This is a genomic window from Parahoeflea alexandrii (genome assembly GCF_024105735.1).
Taxonomy (GTDB): Bacteria; Pseudomonadota; Alphaproteobacteria; order Rhizobiales; family Rhizobiaceae; genus Hoeflea; species Hoeflea alexandrii.
This window is the reverse complement of sequence record NZ_JAAAML010000002.1, coordinates 416,837-439,825: the sequence shown is the minus strand read 5'-3', so window position 1 is coordinate 439,825 and position 22,989 is coordinate 416,837. Positions and strand designations below refer to the sequence as shown.

20 protein-coding genes are annotated in these 22,989 nt (G+C 61.4%); 11 read left to right on the top strand and 9 right to left on the bottom strand.

The window, feature by feature from the left end; all coding sequences use genetic code 11:
- Positions 1-15: 15 nt before the first annotated feature.
- Complete coding sequence (locus GTW23_RS11870) at positions 16-1,008, bottom strand: taurine ABC transporter substrate-binding protein (RefSeq protein ID WP_252915923.1); 993 nt, start codon at positions 1,006-1,008, stop codon at positions 16-18.
- A 356-nt stretch (positions 1,009-1,364) separates the two neighbouring features.
- Between GTW23_RS11870 and GTW23_RS11865 the strand changes: the two genes are divergently transcribed.
- Positions 1,365-2,747, top strand: coding sequence for an aminotransferase family protein (locus GTW23_RS11865; RefSeq protein WP_252915922.1), 1,383 nt, complete (start codon positions 1,365-1,367; stop codon positions 2,745-2,747).
- A 115-nt stretch (positions 2,748-2,862) separates the two neighbouring features.
- On the top strand, positions 2,863-4,335 hold the full coding sequence (gene pdxR, locus GTW23_RS11860) for a MocR-like pyridoxine biosynthesis transcription factor PdxR (protein WP_252915921.1): 1,473 nt from the start codon (positions 2,863-2,865) through the stop codon (positions 4,333-4,335).
- Between the two features lie 53 nt (positions 4,336-4,388).
- On the opposite strand, the gene xsc is transcribed toward pdxR, so the two are convergent.
- The 6 genes from xsc to GTW23_RS11830 form a co-directional block, all read right to left on the bottom strand.
- The gene (gene xsc / locus GTW23_RS11855; RefSeq protein ID WP_252915920.1) at positions 4,389-6,173 is read right to left on the bottom strand and encodes a sulfoacetaldehyde acetyltransferase; all 1,785 of its coding nucleotides are present in this window, start codon (positions 6,171-6,173) and stop codon (positions 4,389-4,391) included.
- 116 nt (positions 6,174-6,289) lie between these two features.
- Positions 6,290-7,627: a TRAP transporter large permease gene (locus GTW23_RS11850; protein ID WP_252915919.1), complete on the bottom strand. Its 1,338-nt coding sequence runs from the start codon at positions 7,625-7,627 to the stop codon at positions 6,290-6,292.
- Positions 7,624-8,238 carry a TRAP transporter small permease subunit gene (locus GTW23_RS11845; RefSeq protein ID WP_252915918.1) on the bottom strand — a complete coding sequence of 205 codons (615 nt, stop codon included), beginning with the start codon at positions 8,236-8,238 and terminating at the stop codon, positions 7,624-7,626. The genes GTW23_RS11850 and GTW23_RS11845 overlap by 4 nt, the downstream gene beginning before the upstream one ends.
- Before the next feature lie 89 nt (positions 8,239-8,327).
- Positions 8,328-9,446: a TRAP transporter substrate-binding protein gene (locus GTW23_RS11840; RefSeq protein WP_152010996.1), complete on the bottom strand. Its 1,119-nt coding sequence runs from the start codon at positions 9,444-9,446 to the stop codon at positions 8,328-8,330.
- A 107-nt stretch (positions 9,447-9,553) separates the two neighbouring features.
- The gene (locus tag GTW23_RS11835) at positions 9,554-10,201 is read right to left on the bottom strand and encodes a YjbE family putative metal transport protein (RefSeq protein ID WP_152010997.1); all 648 of its coding nucleotides are present in this window, start codon (positions 10,199-10,201) and stop codon (positions 9,554-9,556) included.
- A 37-nt stretch (positions 10,202-10,238) separates the two neighbouring features.
- Positions 10,239-11,837, bottom strand: coding sequence for a GMC family oxidoreductase (locus tag GTW23_RS11830; RefSeq protein WP_252915917.1), 1,599 nt, complete (start codon positions 11,835-11,837; stop codon positions 10,239-10,241).
- Between the two features lie 125 nt (positions 11,838-11,962).
- Here GTW23_RS11830 and GTW23_RS11825 point away from each other — a divergent pair, with 125 nt between their 5' ends.
- A complete protein-coding gene (locus GTW23_RS11825) occupies positions 11,963-12,724 on the top strand; it encodes an IclR family transcriptional regulator (RefSeq protein WP_252915916.1) in 762 nt (253 codons plus the stop codon).
- 39 nt (positions 12,725-12,763) lie between these two features.
- On the opposite strand, the gene GTW23_RS11820 is transcribed toward GTW23_RS11825, so the two are convergent.
- The gene (locus tag GTW23_RS11820; RefSeq protein WP_252915915.1) at positions 12,764-13,984 is read right to left on the bottom strand and encodes a DegT/DnrJ/EryC1/StrS family aminotransferase; all 1,221 of its coding nucleotides are present in this window, start codon (positions 13,982-13,984) and stop codon (positions 12,764-12,766) included.
- A 356-nt stretch (positions 13,985-14,340) separates the two neighbouring features.
- Here GTW23_RS11820 and GTW23_RS11815 point away from each other — a divergent pair, with 356 nt between their 5' ends.
- The 8 genes from GTW23_RS11815 (at position 14,341) to GTW23_RS11780 (ending at position 22,266) form a co-directional block, all read left to right on the top strand.
- A complete protein-coding gene (locus tag GTW23_RS11815; RefSeq protein ID WP_152011001.1) occupies positions 14,341-15,624 on the top strand; it encodes a polyhydroxyalkanoate depolymerase in 1,284 nt (427 codons plus the stop codon).
- A 161-nt stretch (positions 15,625-15,785) separates the two neighbouring features.
- Complete coding sequence (locus GTW23_RS11810) at positions 15,786-16,229, top strand: DUF2852 domain-containing protein (RefSeq protein WP_152011002.1); 444 nt, start codon at positions 15,786-15,788, stop codon at positions 16,227-16,229.
- Between the two features lie 129 nt (positions 16,230-16,358).
- Positions 16,359-17,105, top strand: coding sequence for a M48 family metallopeptidase (locus tag GTW23_RS11805; RefSeq protein WP_252915914.1), 747 nt, complete (start codon positions 16,359-16,361; stop codon positions 17,103-17,105).
- A 95-nt stretch (positions 17,106-17,200) separates the two neighbouring features.
- Positions 17,201-17,881: a phosphoribosylanthranilate isomerase gene (locus GTW23_RS11800; protein ID WP_252915913.1), complete on the top strand. Its 681-nt coding sequence runs from the start codon at positions 17,201-17,203 to the stop codon at positions 17,879-17,881.
- A gap of 5 nt (positions 17,882-17,886) precedes the next feature.
- Entirely contained in the window at positions 17,887-19,107 is a 1,221-nt protein-coding gene (trpB, locus tag GTW23_RS11795; RefSeq protein WP_152011005.1) for a tryptophan synthase subunit beta, read from the top strand.
- 2 nt (positions 19,108-19,109) lie between these two features.
- Positions 19,110-19,949 carry a tryptophan synthase subunit alpha gene (gene trpA / locus GTW23_RS11790; protein ID WP_252915912.1) on the top strand — a complete coding sequence of 280 codons (840 nt, stop codon included), beginning with the start codon at positions 19,110-19,112 and terminating at the stop codon, positions 19,947-19,949.
- 35 nt (positions 19,950-19,984) lie between these two features.
- Positions 19,985-20,899 carry an acetyl-CoA carboxylase, carboxyltransferase subunit beta gene (gene accD / locus GTW23_RS11785; RefSeq protein WP_252915911.1) on the top strand — a complete coding sequence of 305 codons (915 nt, stop codon included), beginning with the start codon at positions 19,985-19,987 and terminating at the stop codon, positions 20,897-20,899.
- Between the two features lie 74 nt (positions 20,900-20,973).
- On the top strand, positions 20,974-22,266 hold the full coding sequence (locus GTW23_RS11780) for a bifunctional folylpolyglutamate synthase/dihydrofolate synthase (protein WP_152011701.1): 1,293 nt from the start codon (positions 20,974-20,976) through the stop codon (positions 22,264-22,266).
- Between the two features lie 290 nt (positions 22,267-22,556).
- Here the strand turns inward: GTW23_RS11780 and trxA are convergent, their stop codons facing one another.
- Positions 22,557-22,880 (bottom strand): thioredoxin, encoded by a 324-nt coding sequence (gene trxA / locus GTW23_RS11775; protein WP_152011008.1) that lies wholly within the window; start codon positions 22,878-22,880, stop codon positions 22,557-22,559.
- Positions 22,881-22,989 lie beyond the last annotated feature (109 nt).

The following is a 22,989-nucleotide window of genomic DNA, read 5'->3' as shown; positions in this document are numbered from 1 at the left end:
TTTCGTCTTCCGGTCTTACATGTTGGCCGCGGCTGCGAGCGGTGCGGTGTTGACCGCACCGTCATAGGTGTCACGCGACGCCGGGATATTGCCCTGCTCCTTGAAGAAGTCACCCACGCCCTTGAGGAACTCGGGCGTGGCCTTGCCGAGCCACTTGTCCGACAGCTGCGCCTCGAGGGTGGGGAACTGGAAGCCCTTGAGGGTGTCGGCCGCATCGGCCTCGCTCATCCCCGAATCCTTGGCGATGACCGGCAGCATTTCCTCCGAATCGATGAGCCACTTGGCGTTCATGTCGGCGGTCACCTTGAGGAACTTGGCCAGAACGTCGGCATTCTCGGCAGCGAAAGAGGCCGGGACCGATGTGACGTCATAGACGGAGATGCCGATCTCGTCCTTCTCGGCACCGGTCAGCAGGACATTGCCGTGCTCCTTCATGCGACGCAGCGAACCGCCCCAGCCACAGACCATGTCGAGGCTACCCTGGGCGAATGCAGCGGCGCCGTCCGGCGGAGCCATGTCGACCACTTCCATGGTCGAGACATCGATGCCGAAATGCTCCATCTGCTTGAGGAAGCCGTAATGCGCGGCGGTTCCGATCGGCACGCCGACCTTCTTGCCTTCCAGTTCCTTGGCGCTGTCCTTGTCGATTTCGAGCTCGGCCTTGACCACGCAGTTGTCATTGTCGTTGTAGACGACGGCGATATCCGCCACCTGCAGATCTTGCCCTGCGGACGTCGCAACGACGAAGGGTGGAACACCCTGGCTCACCGAAATCTGGATGTCGCCCGAGGCCATCGCCGCCGACATGGCGGTTCCGGCATCAAACGACTTCCAGTTGACCTTCATGCCGAGCGCTTCGTCATAGAGGCCCTTGACCTTGGCGTACTGGAACGGCATCGGCCATTCGAGGAAGTAGGCAACCGTGATTTCTTCGGCCTTGGCGACCGAGGCGGTGGCGACCATGGCGATACCGGCCAACAATGCGGAAATTCTTGATGCAGCTTTCATCTGATGCTCCCTGTCCGGGCCAGCATGAGGCCGGCCTTTCGATTGCAAATCCTTGCCGGAAAAACCCAAGATCAATCTCAAGGTTTCCGGCGCTGTTCCCGTTTTCTTGGCGTTCTTTTGCAGTCATCTTGCGCCAACAGGGTCAAGTCGATCAAGTCGGTGTCGAAAGCCATAGCGCCAATTTGTCCGACAACATTGTACCAGTTTCCGCACTATGCCGCAGCCTATTGGATTTGTTGGTCTTTTTCTGGCCATATGACCAAGCACCCACTGGCCCTATTCTCTTGCCAAGCACTTCGGCGATGGTTTTGACGCCGGAGGACCGGACATCACCATTTTCCCGGGAGGGACCGCGCATGAACCTGCCCATCCAGACCAATGATATCCAGGCGGTTGTCGAGGCCGACCGAGCCCATGTCTGGCATCATCTTATCCAGCACAAGCCGTTTGAAACCATCGATCCGCGGATCATGGTCGAAGGCCGCGGCATGCGGGTATGGGATGCGACCGGCAAGGAACATCTCGACGCGGTTTCGGGCGGCGTCTGGACGGTCAATGTCGGCTACGGACGGGAAAGCATTGCCGATGCCGTGCGCGACCAGCTGGTCAAGATGAACTATTTCGCCAACAGCGCGGGCTCGATCCCGGGCGCTTTATTCGCCAAGAAGCTGATCGAAAAGATGCCGGGCATGAGCAGGGTCTATTACTCAAACTCAGGATCCGAGGCCAACGAGAAGGCCTTCAAGATGATCCGGCAGATCTCGCACCGGCATCATGGTGGCCGCAAGTACAAGATTCTCTACCGGGAGCGCGACTATCACGGCACGACGCTGGCGACGCTGTCGGCCGGTGGGCAGCCACAGCGGGCCGAGCAGTACGGGCCGATGGCGCCGGGCTTTGTCATGGTGCCGCATTGCCTCGAGTACCGCAGCCAGTATCCGGACGCGGAAAGCTACGGTCTTGCCGCCGCCAACGCCATCGAAGAGGTGATCCTGCGGGAGGGACCCGACACCGTCGGTGGATTGTGCCTCGAACCGATTACCGCGGGCGGTGGCGTGATCACCCCGCCGCCGGGCTACTGGGAGCGGGTCCAGGAGATCTGTGCCAAGTACGATATCCTGCTGCATATCGATGAAGTCGTCTGCGGTGTCGGCCGTACCGGTGCCTGGTTCGGCTACCAGCATTACGGGATCAAGCCGGATTTCGTCACCATGGCCAAGGGCGTTGCCTCCGGTTACGCGGCGATTTCCTGCACGGTGACCACGGAAGCGGTATTCGAGCAGTTCAAGGACGATCCGTCCGACCCAATGTCCTATTTCCGCGACATCTCGACCTTTGGCGGATGCGCCGCCGGACCGGCCGCAGCACTTGAGAACATGCGGATCATCGAGGACGAGGACCTGATCGCCAACACAGAAGCGATGGGCGAGCGGATGATCGGAAATCTGCGCGCGCTGCAGGACAAGCACGCCGTCATCGGCGATGTGCGCGGCAAGGGCCTGTTCCTCGGCGCGGAACTCGTGAGCGACCGGGCTTCGCGCGAACCGATGGACGAGAAGCGGGTACAGGCCGTGGTGGCCGACTGCATGGCCCAAGGCGTCATCATCGGCGCGACCAACCGGTCGCTGCCGGGTTTCAACAACACGCTGTGTTTCTCACCGGCGCTGATCGCGACCGCGGACGATATCGACCGGATTACCGACAGTGTGGATCAGGCGCTGACGCGGGTGTTCGCATAGGCTCGACACGCAGGCGGGATATTCGGCTTGATGCAAGGGCTGGACAATTGCCCGCCCGCCCCTTCCGCTTGGCTAAGTCTGTCGATATGCTGGCAAAAACCGGCTGGGCGATCGAATGTCGATTCCGATAGACACGTTTTTTCTCGACCCGAAATTCGAGGGAACACTGCAACAGAAGATCCAGAGGATGATCAGCGAGGGCGTCTTGTCCGGGCGTTTCATCCCTGGCGCGAAACTGCCCTCCAGCCGGAAACTGGCGACCCACCTGGGGATCAGCCGGATCACCGTGACACTGGCCTACAGTGAGCTGGTTTCTGATGACTACCTGATCGCCAAGGGGCGTTCGGGATACTATGTCTCGCCGACAGCGCCGCAGCGCACCCGCTTCGACGCGCCAAAGGGCGTCGTCACCGATGCGGTCGACTGGAACCGCGCCATCGGCCAGCGCTACACCGGCCAGGTGCTGGTGGAAAAACCGGTCGACTGGCGCAGCTACCCCTACCCCTTCATCTACGGTCAGGCGGACGAGAAGATCTTCGATCACAGCAACTGGCGGCAGTGTGCCCTGCAGGCGCTGGGCAAGCGGGAATTTTCAACCGTCACCGCCGACAGCTACGAGCGCGATGATCCGGAGCTGGTCAAATACATCGCGCTCAACACCCTGCCCCGGCGCGGCATTCAGGCCAAGCCGGAGCAGATCCTGATCACCATGGGCGGACAGAACGCCTTGTGGCTGGCGGCCCAGGTGCTGCTCAACCAGCGGCGCACGGCGGTGATGGAAAACCCGGGCTATCCGGGCCTGCGGGTGGCGCTGAACCTGGCGCGCTGCAATGTGGTGAACGTGCCGGTCGATCATGCCGGCATGCGGCTCGACGCGCTTCCGGACGAGACCGACGTGGTTTTCACCACGCCGAGCCATCATTGTCCGACCAGCGTGACCATGCCGCTCGAACGCCGCCAGCAATTGCTGGAGATGGCCTCACGGAAAGACTTCCTGATTGTCGAGGATGACTACGAATTCGAAATGTCGTTCCTCAATCCGCCGGCTCCAGCGCTCAAGTCGCTGGATGAGGAGGGCCGGGTGATCTATGTCGGCTCGTTTTCCAAGTCCCTTTTCCCGGGGCTGCGGCTTGGCTACATGGTCGGTTCGGAGACCTTCATCCGCGAAGCGCGCGCCCTGCGCATGGTGGTTGTCCGGCATCCGCCGGGTCATCTGCAGCGAACGGTGGCGAATTTCCTGTCGCTCGGCCATTTCGATGCGCTGGTGGCGCGCATGGGCCAGACCTACCGGCGCCGCCGCGACGTGATGCAGGAGGCCATAGACCGGCGCGGACTGCATGTCGCCGGCTCCGATGTTTCGGGCGGCTCAAGCTTCTGGATGAAGACGCCGGACGGGATCGACGCCCGCGATCTTGCCCAGGCGGTCAGGCAAAGGGGTGTGCTGCTCGAGCCGGGCCATTTCTTCTTCGAGAACCCCGAGGACGGCCGGCACAATTTCCGTATCGCCTATTCCTCGATCGACAGCGCCAGGATTCCGGGCGGGATCGATATCATCGCCGACACGATCGAGGCGTTCGGCAGCAAATGACAAAGGCCACGCACTTGGCGTGGCCTCTTTGGCACTCTCTATCCGGTTGAACCTCAGACCGCACCCTGTTGCGGGCGCATGTCGTCGCGGTTGATCCCGGCGACAACCACCGGCTTCTTCATGGCATCGCGGCGGAAAGGTTCGCCCAACTCCTGGTTGAGCAGCACCTCGATGAAGGTGGTTTCACCATTCTTCATCTGCCGCTCGACGGCCTTGGCAAGCTCATCGGTCAGGCCCTGCTGGTCCTTCACCACCACTCCCTTCGCGCCACAGGCCTCGGCGATCTTGGCGTAGGAGGTGTCGCGGTCGAGCTCTGTGCCGACGAAATTGTTGTCGTACCAGAGCGTTGTGTTGCGCTTTTCCGCACCCCACTGGTAGTTGCGGAAGATGACCATGGTGATGGCCGGCCAGTTGTCGCGGCCGCAGGCGGTCATCTCGTTCATGGAAATGCCGAAGGCGCCATCGCCGGCGAAACCGACCACCGGCACGTCGGGCTGGCCGACCTTGGCGCCAAGGATCGACGGGAAGCCGTAGCCGCAGGGGCCGAACAGGCCGGGGGCCAGATATTTGCGGCCCTCCTCAAAAGTCGGGTAGGCATTGCCGATGGCGCAGTTGTTGCCGATGTCGGACGAGATGATCGCATCCTTGGGAAGTGCGGACTGGATGGCGCGCCAGGCCTGCCGCGGCGACATCAGTTCAGCGTCGCGCTGGCGCGATTCCTCGTTCCAGGTGGTGCCGGGATCATCGTCCTCGTGATCGAGCGAGGAAAGCTCCTGCGCCCAGCGGGACTTGGTCAGGGAGACCAGGTTGCGGCGATCCTCGCGACCGGCGTCGCCGGCGTCATCGGACAATTGCGCGAGGATGGCGCGGGCCACCTTGGTGGCGTCGCCCTCGATACCAACGGTGACCTTCTTGGTCAGGCCGATCCGGTCGGCATTGATGTCGACCTGGATGACGTCTGCATTCTTCGGCCAGTAATCGATACCGTAACCGGGCAGGGTCGAGAACGGGTTGAGCCGTGTGCCGAGCGCCAGCACGACATCGGCCTTGGCGATCAGTTCCATGGCGGCCTTGGAGCCGTTGTAGCCGAGGGGGCCGACGGCGAGCGGATGCGAACCAGGGAAGCTGTCATTGTGCTGGTAGTTCGAGCAGACCGGCGCATCGAGCCGTTCGGCAAGCTTGGCCAGATCGGGGATCGCGCCCGAGAGAACCACGCCGGCGCCGGAGAGGATGACCGGGAAACTGGCCTTCGACAGAAGATCGGCAGCCTTCGCGATGGCTTCCTCGCCACCGGCGGGACGCTCGAAGCGAACCATCTGCGGCAGTTCTACATCGATGACCTGGGTCCACATGTCGCGCGGAATGTTCATTTGCGCCGGCGCGGAACCCCGCCATGCCTTCATGATCACCCGGTTGAGCACTTCCGGGATACGCGACCCGTCGCGGACCTCTTCCTGATAGCAGACGCAATCGGCAAACAGCCGCATCTGCTCCATTTCCTGGAAGCCGCCCTGACCGATGGTCTTGTTGGCGGCCTGCGGGGTGATCAGCAGCATCGGCGTGTGGTTCCAGTAGGCGGTCTTCACCGGCGTGACAAAGCCGGTGACGCCGGGGCCGTTCTGGGCGATGGCCATGGCCATCTTGCCGGTGGTGCGGATGTAGCCGTCACACATCAGCCCGGCATTGGTTTCATGGGCACAGTCCCAGAAGGTGATACCGGCCTTCGGGAAAAGATCCGACACCGGCATCATGGCCGAACCGATGATGCCGAACGCGTGTTCGATGCCGTGCATCTGAAGCACTTTGACGAAAGCTTCTTCGGTGGTCATTTTAGGCATGGGATGATCCTCCTTGTTGAGGGCTAGAAACCACAACTGGTCCGATCCGCTCTAGTGCCAGTTTGGCAGCTTCGCAACGCCAGATCGGTTTGTTGACATGCTCCGGCACAAGTCTGTCAGTTTCCATAGAGGTACCCCGGCAGCCACAGCGCCAGCCACGGGAACAGGAACACCAGGGTCAGGCCGAAAATCTGCACGGTCATGAACTGCATCATGCCGTAATAGATATCCTTGAGATCCCAGTCGGGCGCCACGCCCTTGAGGAAGTAGGCCGACAGGGCGACCGGCGGACTGAGCCAGGCCGTCTGCAGGCACACCGCGACCAGAATGGCGAACCAGGTCATGTTGACATTCATTTCAACCAGGACCGGCTGCAGGATCGGCAGGATGATCAGCACGATAGGCACCCATTCGAGCGGCCAGCCGAGAATGAAGACCATGGCCAGGATCATGATGATGATCAGGCTTGGCGAGAGGTCGAGCGCCAGCAGCCAGTCGGTGATCATGCCGGGCGTGCCCAGCCGCGAGAAGACTGCGCCGAAGAAATTCGATGCTGCGACGAGGAACAGGATCAGCACTGAAATCTCGAGGGTCTTGAGCAGCGCGTCATAGGTGCGCTTCCACGTGAACTTGCGGTAGCCGATGGTGAGCAGCACGGAGCCGAGGGCGCCCATCCCTGCCCCTTCTGTAGGGGTCGCCCAGCCGAACAGGATCGAGCCCATGGCGAAGGCGATCAGGATTGTCGGTGGCACCAGCCCGAGGATGAATTCCCGCCAGACATGGCTGCGACTGTCGGGGATCTGGTCATCGCGTAGCGGCGGGCCGAGTTTCGGATTGAGCCAGCAGCGTCCCAGCGCGTAGACCAGGTAGAGCACCGCCATCATCACGCCGGGCAGGATGGCGCCGGCGAACAGATCCGTGACCGGGACCTCGAGAACCGGACCCATGACCACAAGCATGATCGAGGGAGGAATGAGAATCCCGAGCGTTCCGCCGGCGGTGATGGTTCCGGCGGCCAAACGGACATCGTAGCCGGATTCGCTCATGGTCTTGGCGGCCATGATACCGAGGATCGTCACTGAAGCGCCGACGATGCCGGTGGCCGCGCCGAAGACGACGGAGACGAAGAGGACCGCAACGAACAGCGAACCGGTCATCCGGGCGAGCATCAGCTGTACCGCCTTGAACAATCGCTCCATCAGGCCGGCCTGCTCCATCATGAAGCCCATGAAGACAAAGAGCGGCACGGCAGCCAGCGTCTGCTCCATCATCGAGCCGTAGAACTGCAGGGTCATGAGGAAGATGGTCAGCTTCATGCCGAAGCCCCAGGCGCCGAAGACGATGCCCAGGAAGATCAGGGTGAAGGAAATCGGAAAGCCGATGAAAATGGCGAACAGCATCGCCCCGATCATCAAAAAGCCGATGATCTCCGGGGCTATCTCGAAGAAGCTCATGACGGCCACCTTCCGCGGGTTGCCGCATACCATGACTTGAGGATCTCGGAGACACCCTGAACCAGCAACAGGGCGACGCCAACGGCGAGCGAGACCTTGACCGGCCAGACTACCGGCGCCCATGTGCTGTCGCCGGCGCGCTCGCCCTGCATCACCGATTTGAGGGCAAAATCGTAGCCGGCGATCAGCAGGAAGATCATCGCCGGCATGAAAAGGACAATATAGAGGACAAGGTCGACGCGGCCTTGCGTCTTGACCTCGAAATTGCGGTAGAGGAAATCGGCGCGGATATGCAGACCGTGCATCAGCGCATAGGCAGCGCCGAGCATGAAGGACATGCCATAGAGCATGCGCGAGATATCAAAAGCCCAGAGCGTCGGCGCGACAAAGAACTTGCGCGCGATGACTTCGTAGACCATGGCGAACATGATAGGCACGACCAGCAGGGCGACGATCCGGCCGACCCATTCGGACATCGTGTCGATGCCGTGAATAATGGAGCGGGCCGCGGGATGCATGTCATCGGGCATGCGGGATCCGGGCCCTGCGCGCCTTTCGGCGAGCAACTCGTCGCCGATCGGAATCGTATCGTCTGTTTCATTGCCGGCCATGACGGCCTCCTCCACCAGGTTTCCCTGCCCCCTGCAGGTTTAGCTAGGTCCGCCCCGCTGCAAGCAGGGCGGACCAGGTGCCGTCTTGCCTATTGCTTCTTCAGCGTTTCAGCATAGGCCGCGCCCAGGTTGGCGTTGGTGCGCTGGGCCTGCGCCCAATAAGGTACCGCTGTTCTGGCGAAAGCCTTCTGGCTGTCCCAGACCTGCTTGAAGAAGGCGTTTTCAGCTGCATTCTTCTCAAGTGCGGCATTGGCGGCGGCCATATACTCGGTGAAGTATTCCGCCGGAGTGTCGTGCAGGATGACGCCGTCCTCGTTGATCAGCTTGTCGAGCGCCTTGCCGTTCTCGTTGATGCGGTAGGCCATGGCCTTCATCAGCGAGGCGTTTGCGGCCACTTCGATGGCCTTCTGCTGCAGCGGGGTGAGCGAATTGTAGACATCGCCGTTGATGTAGAGGTCAGCATTGACCACAACCTGGTGAAGGCCCTGCAGGTAGTAATGCTTGAGCACCTTCTGGAAACCGAACACCGAGTCGGGTTTGGGGCAGCACCATTCGGCGGCATCGATGGTACCCTTTTCAAGCGCAGGCAGAATATCGCCGCCACCCATGGCGACCGAGGCTACGCCGATGTCCTTGTAGGTCTGGCCGGGGATGCCCGGAGGCGTACGGAACCGATACTTGCGGAAATCGGCCATGGTTTCGATCGGTTCCTTGAACCAGCCGAGTGCTTCCGGGCCCACCGGCTGCAGCATGAAACCCTTCACATTGACGCCCATCTCCTTCCAGAGCTGGTCGTAGAGCTCCTTGCCGCCGGCATTCAGGTACCAGGACATGAAGGCAATGTTGTCAATGCCGATACCGGCACCGGCAACCGGCGATCCGAACAGCATGGCTGCGGGATGCTTGCCGGACCAGTAGTGGGTCCAGGCGAAGCCGCCATCAATCAGGCCGGCGTCAACGGCATCGAGGATTTCCTGGACGCCAACAACAGCGCCGGCGGGCAGGATCTCGAATTCGACTTCGCCATTGGTCAGGGCTTTGACGTCATCGGCGAAATCCTGAAGCATGACCACTTCGTCAGCCGTGTTGGGGATAACCGACTGGACCTGGATCTTCGTCGCCGCATCAGCCGACACGCCGAACATCGACGTGGCCGCCAACAGTGCGACAGCTGCGACACCCTTGGTTAGCTTGGTTAGTCTCGACATGGGGTTCTCCTCCCGTTTCATGTCTCGCCTTCGATTGTGCGACAGTCGGACGTGTTCGGCGAAGGCTTCCCGAACAGCATTGGAAAAGTGTGGTTGAGGGATCCAGCTCACGACACGCTCCCTCCGAGCATCGTCAGGAGGCCTGTCGCAGGATCAATGATGCCACGATAGAACATGTCGCTGGCGACATAGATCAGCACCGCCAGCCCAAGCCAGGAAATGGCCGGGAACCGGGTCAGGATCTTCATGATCAGGGTTGCGGCAAAGGCCATCAGCAGGATGGCGAGACCAAGGCCGAACACCAGCATCTCGGTATTGCCGTCGGCAATGGCGGCAACGGCAAGAACATTGTCGATCGACATCGACAGATCGGCGACGGTGATCGACAGCAGCGCCTGACCAAGGGATTTCCTCGCCGGTCCGGTGTATCCCTCATCGAGATGCTCGGCGGTCTCGAGCGCCTTGGCCGCCTCGCGGTCAATATTGTCGCGGATTTCGCCATAGAGGCGCCAGCAGACCCAGAAAAGCAGCAACGACCCCAAGAACAGGAGCCCCGGAACGCCGAGAAGCTTGGTGGCGACCAGCGCGAAAATGATTCTCAGCCCGGCAGCGACGATGATACCGAAAAGTATGGCCCGCTTGCGCAGTTCGGGCGACAGCGACGCCGCGGCCATGCCGATGATCAGGGCGTTGTCGCCTGACAGCACCAGGTCGGCCAGTACAATCGCGCCGAAATCAAAAAGCTGCTGCAGCATCAGCGGCTCGCCTCCAGCAATTTGGTCAAAGCCTCGCTCATGCGCCCATATCCTCCCGGATCAAGTCCGAGGCCTTTTCGCCAATCATGATCGCCGGGGCATTGGTGTTGCCGGAGACAATCACCGGCATGATCGAGGCATCGGCTACCCTCAGCCCGTCCAAGCCATGCACGCGCAAGCGCTCGTCGACCACCGCCATCTTGTCCCGGCCCATCCTGCAGGTGCCGGTCGGGTGATAGATCGTTGTCGCGGTGTTGCGGGCCCAGTCGAGCAGGCCGTCGAAATCCTCGTCGGGAACCGATCGTCCCGGTGCATGCTCCTCTGTGACAAGGTCTGCCACCGGCCCCTGACGGCAGATGCGGCGGGCCATGCGAATGCCTTCGACGATGGTTTGCTGGTCCAGAGCAGTCGAGAGGTAATTGGGGTGGATCAGCGGATGATCTTCGGCCCGGGCCGAGCGCAGCCTGATTTCGCCGGTGCTTTCGGGCCGCAACTGCAATACCGAGGCCGTGAAGGCGTCGAAATCATCGGTATCGGTGGTCGGGTTGTTGGCGCTGAAAGGCTGGATGTGAAACTGGATGTCGGGCGTTTCCAGGTCCGGCCGGGTTTTCAGGAAACCGGTTCCGAGGCTCGCAGCGAGTGTCAGCGGCCCGGAACGGCTGAGCATGTATTCAAGCCCGATCCTGGCCTGGTTGAACAGGCCCCGGGTGCGGGTGTTGATGGTGGGCGCGGTGCAGCGATAGACCGGGCGGGCCTGGAGGTGATCCTGCAGGTTCTGGCCGACGCCTGGCAGGGTGTGCCTGGGCCGAATTCCGTGATCGGCCAGGTGAGCAGGTTCGCCGATGCCCGAGAGCATCAGGATCTGTGGCGAACCGATCGCCCCAGCCGACAGTATGATCTCCCGTCGTGCGGCAACCCGCACCAGCGATCCGTGGCGACGGCCGCGCACCGCCACCACCCTGGAGCCATCAAGTTCGACGTTCTCGACCTGAATATGGGTGAGAACGGTGAGATTTGGCCGCGACCTCGCGGGTTTGAGAAAGGCCTTGGCGGAACTGCAGCGCAAGCCGTTGCGCGCGGTCAGCTGGAAATAGCCGACACCTTCCTGGCTTGCGCCATTGTAATCCGGGTTGAAGGCGAAGCCGGCCGCCTTGGCCGCCTCAACCCAGGCATCGACAACCTGCCAGGATTGCCGCGAGCGGGAGACCGACAGCTCTCCCCGGTCGCCCCTGAGTTGATCAGCACCGCCCTCCCAGGACTCGCTGCGCCGGAACAAGGGCAGCAGATCGTCCCAACCCCAGCCGATGTTTCCCATCTGCCGCCATCGATCATAATCCTGCGGCTGTCCGCGGACATAAAGCAGACCGTTGATCGAGCTGGAGCCACCGAGCGTCTTGCCACGCGGCCAGTTGAGCTGCCTGCCGTTGAGGCCTTCGTCCGCCTCGGTCCGGTACATCCAGTTGAGTGCCGGATCCTTGATGGTCTTGAAGTAACCGACGGGCACATGAATCCACGGGGAAGCATCGCGACCACCGGCCTCTATCACTGCCACCGAGACGGATGGATCGGCCGAAAGCCGGTTGGCCAAGACGCAACCGGCTGATCCTGCTCCGACGATGACAAAGTCGAACTCCACCCGAAATCACCTCAATATTCAAAAATTGAGACTTTACTTCTCGTTAATGATCGTATTCATTTCTCTGGCCGTGGTGCAAGACCCGGCACAACTGGCTCTATTGATTGTTCAAAACTGGTTCCGAAATGCCGAATTCAGACGACCGCATCGCAACAAACATGCGAACCCTGCTGATCCTGGAAGTCGTGGGGACGTCGGGCGAACCGATGACGCCGACCGAGATCAACCAGTCGATAGGCCTGCCCAAGCAGACCATTCACCGTCTGTGCGCCACCCTTGTGGAAGAGGGTTTCCTGGTCTACGAGCCGAATGGAAAGCGGCTGAGGGCCGCACGACGGGCCCGTGTGCTTGGGGCGGGACTGCTGCACTCTTCGCGCGATCACATCCTGCGCCGGCAGATCCTGGTGGATCTGGCCATGAAAACCGGAGAAACCATCAATTATGTGATCCCCGAGGATGACGGGATGAGTTATCTCGACCGGGTTGAAACCGGCTGGGCGTTCCGGGTGCAATTGCCGATCGGCTCGAACGTGCCGTTTCATTGTACCGCCAGCGGCAAGACATTCCTGGCCAGTCTCGACATCCGGAAACGCCGAGCCTTTGCCCGCGGACTGACGCTGGAACGGAAGACGCCCAAGACCATCACCGATCCGGATATGCTTCTCAGGGAATTGACGGCTGTCGCCAGGGATGGTTTTGCGATCGACAATGAGGAATTCATGGACGGCATGGTGGCGATCGCGGTTCCGGTGACCGACGATTCGGGACGGTTTCTCGCAGCAATTGCCTGCCATGGCCCGAATGTGCGGCTGTCACTCGATGCGCTTCGGGGGTTCCTGGGCGAATTCAACACCGCCGTCGAGAAGATGCGCGCCGTGCTGGCCTGATGACAGCGTTCAAGAACAACAGCTGACGGGGCGTTCAGCCTAGGCAGGGGCGCCGATTTCCGCGGCGCAATGGGCAATGATCGAACCGATGTGGCAGCAGTCCTCGACGGAGAACGTCAGAGGCAGGCGCATGTCGAACAGGCTTGAAAGGATCCTGTCGGTTTCGGGCAAGGCCTGCGGATCGACATAGCGCCAGCTGTGGTGGTTGGAGGTGAACGCCACCGGCTCGGCGGCGCCGAACCACTTCAACTCGACGCCCAGGGCCTTGTTTGCCGCGACGAAAGCGCTGGCCAAAGCCGGCGATATGCCGGGCAGGCGGAACTGGATGGAACTGCCGACATAGCGTTCCGCCGCCGCTCGCCCGGGCAAGGCGACGCCGTCTGCACCGGCGAGCACCTGTTCGACGGCCCGGTAGCGTTCGTTCCAGCGCTCGATGCTGTCTTCCAGGCGGGCGAGCTGCGGCAGCAGAACTGCCGCGCGCAGATTGTCCATTCGGCCGGACATGTTGGGCGTTTCCAGCCGGATCCGCTCGAAGACATCGGCCGAGGGTGCTGCTCCATGGCGTTCGTAGAGCATGTAGGAGCCCGACAGAATGATGGCACGGGCCATGAATTCCGGGTCGTCCGATGTCAGCAGTCCGCCTTCACCGGAATTGAGATGCTTGTAGGTCTGGGTGGAAAAGCAGCCGGCCAGACCGAAACTGCCGCTCTTGCGGCCGTTCCAGGCTGCGCCCATGGTGTGGGCGCAATCCTCGATCAGGATCAGATCGTGTTTTGTGACAATGGCGACGAGACGCTCCATGTCGGCCAGATGACCGCGCATGTTGGACAACAAGAGGAAGCGCGCGCCGGATGTGGCGGCCTTGCGGTCGAGATCTTCCAGATCGATCACCAGATCCTCGGTGATTTCCACCAGCAGGGCTTTTCCACCGGCAGCCGCTATGGCACCGGGCACAGGAGCGAGCGTAAAACCATTGGTGAGAACCGTTTCCCCCTGGCCGAGGCCCGCCGCACGCAGGGCGATGGCCATGGCATATCCGCCTGAAGCGCAGGCGAGGCAGTAGCGCGCACCCTGATAGGCGGCATAGGCCTGTTCAAGCTCGGAGGCCTTGGAGAGCTCTCCCGGTCCGCTGTTGTAGCGGTGCAGGCGGCCGGATCTCAGGATCTCGGTGGCGGCAGCAATGACCGCGTCATCCAATGCCTCCTGCTGGGTAAAACTGCCGGTGAACGGTTTCAAAAGCCTGCCTCCCTGGCCAGACATGCTGCGCGCTTCCGCAATAGAACGAAGCCGGCCCTGATCTTAACGCCAGTTCGCCCGCATCCATATGGACAACAGTCCTGAACGCGGCGCAGCATCGAGTTGATCAGGAGCCTGCGACATCGTTTGCCAGAGGTTCGGCTGCAAACCGCCGAGCTGCAGACGTCTCTACGGCCCCGGCTCTCATCAGAAGGTCGCACAGCCCCGCAAAATAAGGGGGCTGTTGTTGCAATGCAGCAGAAGCGTGATAGGCTCGCTCACTGTTTGCGCGCTGCAAAAAGTCAGCTTCCGGAAAGGAATTGGCATGCATGATGGCGGGAACCGGGCAGTCTGACTGTCGCAACAAGGGACAATTTTTCATGTTCTACCAGATGTATGAACTCAATCATGCCGCCATGGCGCCCATGCGGGCCTATGCTGACGCGATGCGCCTGACCTTCCGAAACCCGGTCAATCCGATGTCGCATACGCCGTTCGGCCGCTCGGTCGCCGCCGGTTTCGAGCTGTTCGAGCGCACCACCCGCCGCTACGGAAAGCCTGAGTTCGGACTGAAAGAAACCTCGTTGAACACCGGCCGGGTCTCGGTTCATGAGAAAGTTGTCTGGTCGCGGCCTTTCTGCGACCTGATCCATTTCGAGCGCACGCTGCCGGCCAATCACCGGCCGGATCCGAAGATCCTGATCGTTGCGCCGATGTCGGGCCACTATGCGACTTTGCTGCGCGGAACCGTGGAAACACTGCTGCCCAAGGCCGAGGTCTACATCACCGACTGGACCGACGCGCGCATGGTGCCAATCACAGAGGGGCGCTTCGACCTTGATGATTATATCGATTACATCATCTCGATGCTGCATGCGCTTGGCCCCGATACCCATGTGCTCGCGGTCTGCCAGCCGTCGGTCCCGGTTCTCGCCGCTGTCGCGGTGATGGAAGAAAGCGGCGACACCTTCGCACCTTCGAGCATGACGCTGATGGGCGGCCCGATCGACACCCGCATCAATCCGACCGGCGTCAACGAGCTGGCGCAGGCCAAGCCGATCGAATGGTTCGAAGACAATGTCATCATGCAGGTGCCGTGGCCACTGCCGGGCTTCACACGCTCGGTCTATCCCGGCTTCCTGCAGCTGTCGGGCTTCATGACGATGAATCTCGACCGTCACATGATCGCGCAGAAGGATTTCTTCATGCATCTGGTCAAGGACGACGGCGATTCGGCCGAACGGCATCGCGAATTCTACGACGAGTATCTGGCCGTCATGGACATGACGTCCGAATTCTACCTGCAGACCGTCGACACGGTGTTCATCAAGCATTCCTTGCCAAAGGGCGAGATGATGCATCGTGGCCGCACGGTCAACACCAAGGCGATCCGCAATGTCGCGCTGCTGACGGTCGAAGGCGAGAACGACGATATCTCCGGCCTGGGTCAGACCGAAGCCGCGCAGACCATCTGCCCCAATATTCCCGATGACATGCGGCACCACTATGTCCAGCCGAAAGTGGGTCACTACGGGGTGTTCAACGGGTCGCGATTCCGCTCCGAAATCGCGCCGCGGATCCTAGATTTCATGCGGACCCATGCCCGCAGCAACTCTGCCAAGAAAGCCAAGCCGAAGCTGATCAAGGGCGGCCGGAGCGACTGAAAATCATTTGAGAAGCATTTTAGGTATCCGAAATTTCTCTTTTAATACAAGAGGATGTCGGATTCCTGCGGGCATTTTCTTGAATAGGGTCGCGGCCCATACCACATCAAATTCACAAGGGAACGATCCCCGCTTCCCTTTACCAGATGAGGTTTTGACCGATGACACAGACCGCATTGATCCGTCCCGCCTGGACGCCCGCCACCATCGCCCTGATGGTCCTTGGCTTCATGGTGTTCTGGCCGCTCGGCCTTGCCATGCTCGCCTACATAATCTGGGGCGACCGGCTCGAAGGCTTCAAGGCAGACGTCAACCGCGCCACCGACAACTTCGCATGCTCTTTCCGCAAGTCCACTCAGGGCAGGCATGGCATGCGCGCCAGCAGCGGCAATGCCGCATTCGACGACTGGCGTGATGCCGAACTGGCCCGTCTCGACGAAGAGCGCAAGAAGCTCGACGAGATGCGCCGCGAGTTCGACCAGCACATGCGGGACCTGCGCATGGCTCGCGACCGCGAGGAGTTCGACCGCTTCATGGCCAGCCGTCAGGCAAGCCAGAACAGCAAGCCCCGGACATCCGGGTCGGTTCCCGAAATCGACGGGTAACCGCAATACACATGACCTCCCCGAAAGGGCGGCGTTTCGAACGCCGCCCTTTTTGTTGCCCGCAGCGGTGCCACAGCGCGTGGCATTTTCGATCCCCGCATTGTGATCGAATCGGATAAATACCCAAACATGTTCGGACTTGGTCGCCCCACCCGCAGAACCGCTCAGCCGCGCCCCAGCGCGGTCACCGTCAATGGCCGCGATCTGCCCCTGGCGATCCGCGAGAACGCCCGGGCAACCCGCATGACCTTGCGCATCGAACCAGGCGGTCAGGCGCTGAAGCTGACCATCCCAAAAGGTCTGGCGGTACGCGAAATCGATGAATTCCTCACCCGTCATCACGGCTGGCTGATGACCCGGCTGGCGAGGGTCGAGGATGCCGGGCCGCTCGCAGACCAGGGAAAGATCAGCATTCGCGGAGTAGATCACCGTATCGCCTTGACCGGCAAGCTGCGCGGCATCGCTGAGCAGACCGAGTTGGACGGGGTTCCCACGCTTCTGGTCTCGGGATTGCCCGAGCATATCGGTCGGCGGGTATCGGATCACCTCAAGCGGGTGGCAAAGACCGAGCTGCAGCGGCTGGTCCACATGCACGCGGCAACGCTGGGAGAACCTGTGCGTGCCATCGCCTACAAGGACACGAAGAGCCGCTGGGGGTCGTGCACCTCGGAGGGAAACCTGTCGTTTTCCTGGCGGATCGCGATGGCGCCGGATTTCGTTATCGACTATCTCGCCGCCCACGAGGTGGCGCATCTGAAGGAAATGAACCACGGACCGGACTTCTGGGCCACCTGCAAGGCGCTTTGCCCACGGACGACCGAGGCCAAGCGCTGGCTCAAGCAGAACGGCTCACGGCTGTTCGCGGTGGCATTCTAGGACGGCTCACCCGGTCTGGTTAGCACCGACGGTCAACCCATCCATATCTCGACCATATCTCGACTCTGGCGCCGATTTGTGCGACGTCAGCCGCCATGACGATACAGATCAAGATTTGCGGCCTGAGCACGCCCGAAGCGGTGGATCGCGCGGCCGATCTCAACGCCGACATGGCCGGGTTCATCTTTTTCGAAAAGAGCCCCCGCCACGTGTCGATCGGGACCGCTGCCACGCTGGCAGAGCGGGCCCGGGCGCGTGGTCTTAAGACGGTCGCCGTGACGGTCGACATGGATGATGACGGTCTGGATGCAATTGTCGCCAGCATGAAGCCGGATTGGTTGCAATTGCATGGCGGCGAAAGCCCTGAGCGCGCCTCGGTTGTCAAAGCCCGCTACGGACTGCCGGTGATGAAGGCATTCGCCATCCGCGACGCTTCGGATCTGACACGAATCAAACCCTATCACGGCATTGCTGACCGGTTCCTGTTCGATGCCAAGCCGCCGAAAGGCTCTGACCTTCCGGGCGGGAACGGAGTAAGCTTTGACTGGCGGCACCTTGCCACGCTTGACGGGGCTCCCAGTTACATGCTTTCCGGTGGGCTGACAAAAGACAATATCGGCGAGGCAATCGGCATCAGCCAGGCGCCCGGGGTCGATGTGTCATCGGGCGTCGAAAGCGCGCCCGGTATCAAGGACCTCGGCATGATGAATGATTTCGTCCAGGCTGTTCGCGAGGCGGAAGTCGCGCAACCAGACCAGGGCCGGTCTCAGGAGTAGATGACTTGAACCAGACAACCAATCCCAACTCATTCCGTACCGGACCCGACGAGCAGGGCATGTTCGGCATTTTCGGCGGCCGTTTCGTTGCCGAAACGCTGATGCCGCTGATCCTGGAACTGGAAGAGGAGTGGACCAGGGCGAAGGCCGATCCGGCCTTCCGGGCCGAGCTCGATCATCTCAACGCGCATTATACCGGCCGCCCTTCGCCGATGTATTTTGCCGAGCGGCTGACCGAGCACCTCGGCGGCGCCAAGATCTACTTCAAGCGCGACGAGCTCAATCACACCGGTTCGCACAAGATCAACAATTGCGTCGGCCAGATCCTGCTTGCCAAGCGCATGGGCAAGACAAGGATCATCGCCGAAACCGGCGCCGGCCAGCACGGCGTCGCTTCTGCAACGGTTGCGGCACGCTTCGGCTATCCGTGCGAAGTCTACATGGGCGCCACCGACGTGCAGCGGCAGGCACCGAACGTGTTCCGCATGAAGCTGCTCGGCGCCAAGGTGCACCCGGTGACATCCGGCCACGGCACGCTGAAGGACGCGATGAACGAAGCGCTCAGGGACTGGGTGACCAATGTCGACGATACCTATTACCTGATCGGGACTGCGGCCGGACCGCATCCCTACCCGGAAATGGTGCGCACATTCCAGTCGGTGATCGGCCAGGAAGCCCGCGAGCAGATGATCGCCATGGAAGGCCGCGTGCCCGACATGCTGATTGCCGCTGTCGGCGGCGGCTCCAACGCCATCGGCCTGTTCCATCCGTTCCTCGATGACAAGGACGTGCAGATTGTCGGCGTCGAAGCCGGCGGCAAGGGCCTCGACGGCGAAGAGCATTGCGCCTCGCTGACCGCCGGCTCTCCGGGCGTCCTGCACGGCAACCGCACCTACCTGCTGCAGGATGGCGACGGACAGATCAAGGAAGGCCATTCGATTTCGGCGGGCCTCGACTATCCCGGTATCGGGCCCGAACATTCGTGGCTGAAAGAATCCAACCGGGTCGAATATGTGCCGATCATGGATACCGAAGCGCTGGAAGCCTTCCAGCTGCTGACCCGGCTTGAAGGCATCATTCCGGCGCTGGAACCCAGCCACGCCCTTGCCGAGGTGATCAAGCGGGCGCCGAAAATGGGCAAGGACCAGATCATCGTGATGAACCTGTGCGGCCGCGGCGACAAGGACATCTTCACGGTCGGCAAGATCCTCGGCGTGGAGCTCTGATCATGACCACTCGCATCGATACCCGTTTTGAGAAGCTGAAAGCCGAAGGCCGGCCGGCGCTGGTGACCTATTTCATGGGCGGCGACCCGGATTACGACACCTCGCTGAAGATCATGCAGGCGCTGCCGGGTGCCGGCTCGGACGTGATCGAACTCGGCATGCCGTTCTCCGACCCGATGGCCGACGGCCCGGCGATCCAGATGGCGGGACAACGGGCGCTCAAGGCCGGCCAGTCGCTGAAAAAGACCCTGTCGCTGGCAGCAGATTTCCGCAAGGGCGACAATGAAACGCCGATCGTGCTGATGGGCTATTACAATCCGATCTACATCTACGGTGTGGAGCGCTTTCTGGCAGATGCCATCGAGGCAGGGATCGACGGGCTGATCGTGGTCGACCTTCCGCCTGAAATGGATGAGGAACTGTGCCTGCCGGCACTGAAGGCAGGCGTCAACTTCATCCGGCTCGCGACCCCGACAACGGATGACAAGCGGTTGCCGCTGGTGCTCTCCAACACGTCGGGCTTCGTCTATTACGTGTCGATGACCGGGATCACCGGATCGGCAATTGCCGACACCTCCAAGGTCAACCAGGCCGTCGACCGGATCAAGAGCCATACCGACCTGCCGGTTTGCGTCGGCTTCGGGGTGAAAACCGCCGAGCAGGCGCGCGCCATCGGCCAGTCTGCCGACGGCGTCGTGGTCGGCACCGCGATCGTCAACCAGATCGCCAACACGCTTGACGCCAAGGGTGCTGCAACCTCCGATACCGTCGAGAGCGTCGCCACGATGGTGCGCGGGCTTGCCACCGGCGTGCGCGCCGCACGTCTTGCGCCGACGCAGTAACAATCCCACATTGGGTATGAACCGGAGATAACGCGTTGAACTGGATTACCAACTACGTCAGGCCGAAGATCAATTCGATGCTGGGCCGTCGCGAGGTGCCCGAAAATCTCTGGATCAAGTGTCCCGAGACCGGTGAAATGGTGTTCCACAATGATCTGGAAGAAAACCATTTCGTGATCCCCGCCTCGGGCTACCACATGAAGATGTCGGCCGAGGCGCGGCTCAAGCACATGTTCGACGAGGGAAAGTACGAGCTGCTGCCGTCACCGAAGGTGCCGCAGGACCCGCTCAAGTTCCGGGATTCGAAGAAATACAGCGACCGGCTGCGCGACAGCCGGACCAAGACCGGCCTCGAGGATTCGGTCGTTGCCGCGCACGGCAAGGTCCAGGGCGTCGAGATCGTTGCCTGCGTGCATGATTTCTCCTTCATGGGCGGCTCGCTCGGCATTGCCGCGGGTGAGGCAATCATCCAGGCCTTCGAGGCCGCCATTGCACGGCATTGCCCGCTGGTGATGTTCCCGGCGTCCGGAGGCGCCCGCATGCAGGAAGGCATTCTGTCGCTGATGCAGTTGCCACGCACCACCGTCGCAGTGGAGATGCTCAAGGAAGCCGGCCTGCCCTACATCGTGGTGCTGACCAATCCGACCACCGGTGGCGTCTCTGCCTCTTATGCCATGCTTGGGGACATTCACCTGGCAGAACCGGGCGCGGAAATCTGCTTTGCCGGCAAAAGGGTGATCGAGCAGACCATCCGGGAAAAACTTCCCGAGGGGTTCCAGACCTCCGAATATCTGCTCGACCACGGTATGATCGACATGGTTGTGCATCGTCACGACATCCCGGCGACCGTCGCCCGGCTGCTGCGGATCTTCCTCAAGATGGATGCGCCGGCACCGGCAGCGCTTCCCGCACCCATTGCAGAGACCGTGCCGGCGGAAGCGGCGGAGTAAACCTCCAGCAAGAGCCGGGACCTTCGGCGAGAGGAGCGGTCGTGTCGGCTGCCGAACGGGAAATCAACGCGCTCATGGCGCTGCATCCGAAGGGTTTCGACCTGTCGCTCGGCCGTATCACCCGGTTGCTCGAGCGGCTGGGCAACCCGCATGAGAAACTGCCGCCGGTGATCCACATTGCCGGGACCAACGGCAAGGGGTCGACCAGCGCCTTCTGCCGCGCCATTCTCGAGGCACAGGGCCTCAAGGTTCACGTTCATACATCGCCGCACCTGGTCAACTGGCACGAGCGGTTCCGCATCGGGGCGGAGGGCGGCGGCAAACTGGTTGGCGACGAGGTGCTTGCCGACGCTGTCCGCCGGGTCGCCGAGGCCAATCAGGGCGAGACGATCACCGTCTTCGAAATCCTGACCGCTGTCATGTTCGTGCTGTTTTCGGAACATCCCGCGGACGCCGCCGTGATCGAGGTCGGGCTTGGCGGCCGGTTTGATGCAACGAATGTGATTGCCCATCCGGCGGTTTCAGTGATCATGTCGATCTCGCTCGATCATCAGGCCTATCTCGGCGACAGGGTGGAGCTGATCGCGGCGGAGAAGGCAGGCATCATCAAGCCAGGCTCGCCGGTGGTGATCGGCGCTCAAAGCCAGGAGGCGGCGCGCGAGGTGCTGGTCGAAACCGCCGAACGACACAGATGCCCGCACAGCGTCTATGGCCAGGATTTTCTTGCACTGGAAGAAAACGGCCGCCTGGCCTACCAGGATGAAGACGAATTGCTCGATCTGCCACTGCCAAAGCTCGCGGGCCGGCACCAGCAGGCCAATGCCGCAGCAGCTATAAGGGCGTTGAAGGCTGCCGGGTTCCCGTTGAGCGAAAACGCCATAGCCGAAGGCCTGGTCAATGTCTCCTGGCCCGGGCGGCTGGAGCGGCTCACTCATGGCCGGCTTGTCGAGAGCGCCATGGATGGCGTCGAATTCTGGATCGACGGCGGACACAATCCCGGCGCGGGCCAGGTCATTGCAGAGGCGATGGCCAATCTCAATGACCGCCAATCCCGACCGCTGTTCCTGATCACCGGAATGATCAACACCAAGGACCCGGTCGGCTATTTCGAAGCCTTTGCCGGTATGGCACGGCATGTGTTCACCGTGCCTGTGCCAGATTCCGAGGCGGGGCTCGATCCTGAATTCCTCGCCGATACAGCCGACGAGGCGGGCTTGACCGCCGAAGCTGCCGAAGATGTCGAGACGGCGATTGCCGCCATCTGCAGGAACTGGAACGGCCTCGAACGGCCTCCACGGATCCTGATTGGCGGTTCGCTCTATCTTCTGGGTGACGTGCTCAGGGTCAACGGCACGCCGCCGGTCTAGAGCCGAGCATTTTTAGCTGGAAGCGATTTGATGGACAGGATTTTGCTTGCCAGCGAGGAAAAGCCGGAAGCGCGATGCAGCGCATCTTGCGAGGATTTTGCCGAAACTGGCGCGGAAAAGGCGTCCAAGCCTGGCGGAGACGGGTAGTTCGACCAGAACCAATCCACCATAATCTAAAGATGATCGGCTCTAAGCCTGCATCACAAGGGTTTGCGCATCTGACTGAAGGCAGCAAAAAACCCGCCCGGTTGACCAGACGGGTTTCATTGAATTGCCGCGAGGAGCCGACCTCAGGCGATGGCGCCTGAAATCCAGCTCGAAAGTGCGGTCTTGGGCGAAGCGCCGACCTTGATGTCAGCGACGGCGCCGCCCTTGAACATGGCCAGCGTGGGAATCGAGCGAACGCCGAACTGCGAAGCGAGTTCCGGATTCTCATCGATGTTGAGCTTGGCGACCTTGACGCTGCCTTCCATCTCGTTGGAGATTTCCTCGAGGCTCGGAGCGATCATCTTGCACGGTCCGCACCACTCCGCCCAGAAGTCGACGACAACGGGTACTGTCGAATCGAGCACCTCGCTCTGGAAATTGGCGCTGTCTACTTTAACGGTTGCCATGGTTTGGCACTCCTTTGATGGATGACTCAGATGAGTCCAATGTGATGATTCGCCCGTAAGTATTCAAGGCATTTCGGCCGGCTTCACCGAGCCGTGACAAACAGGCCGG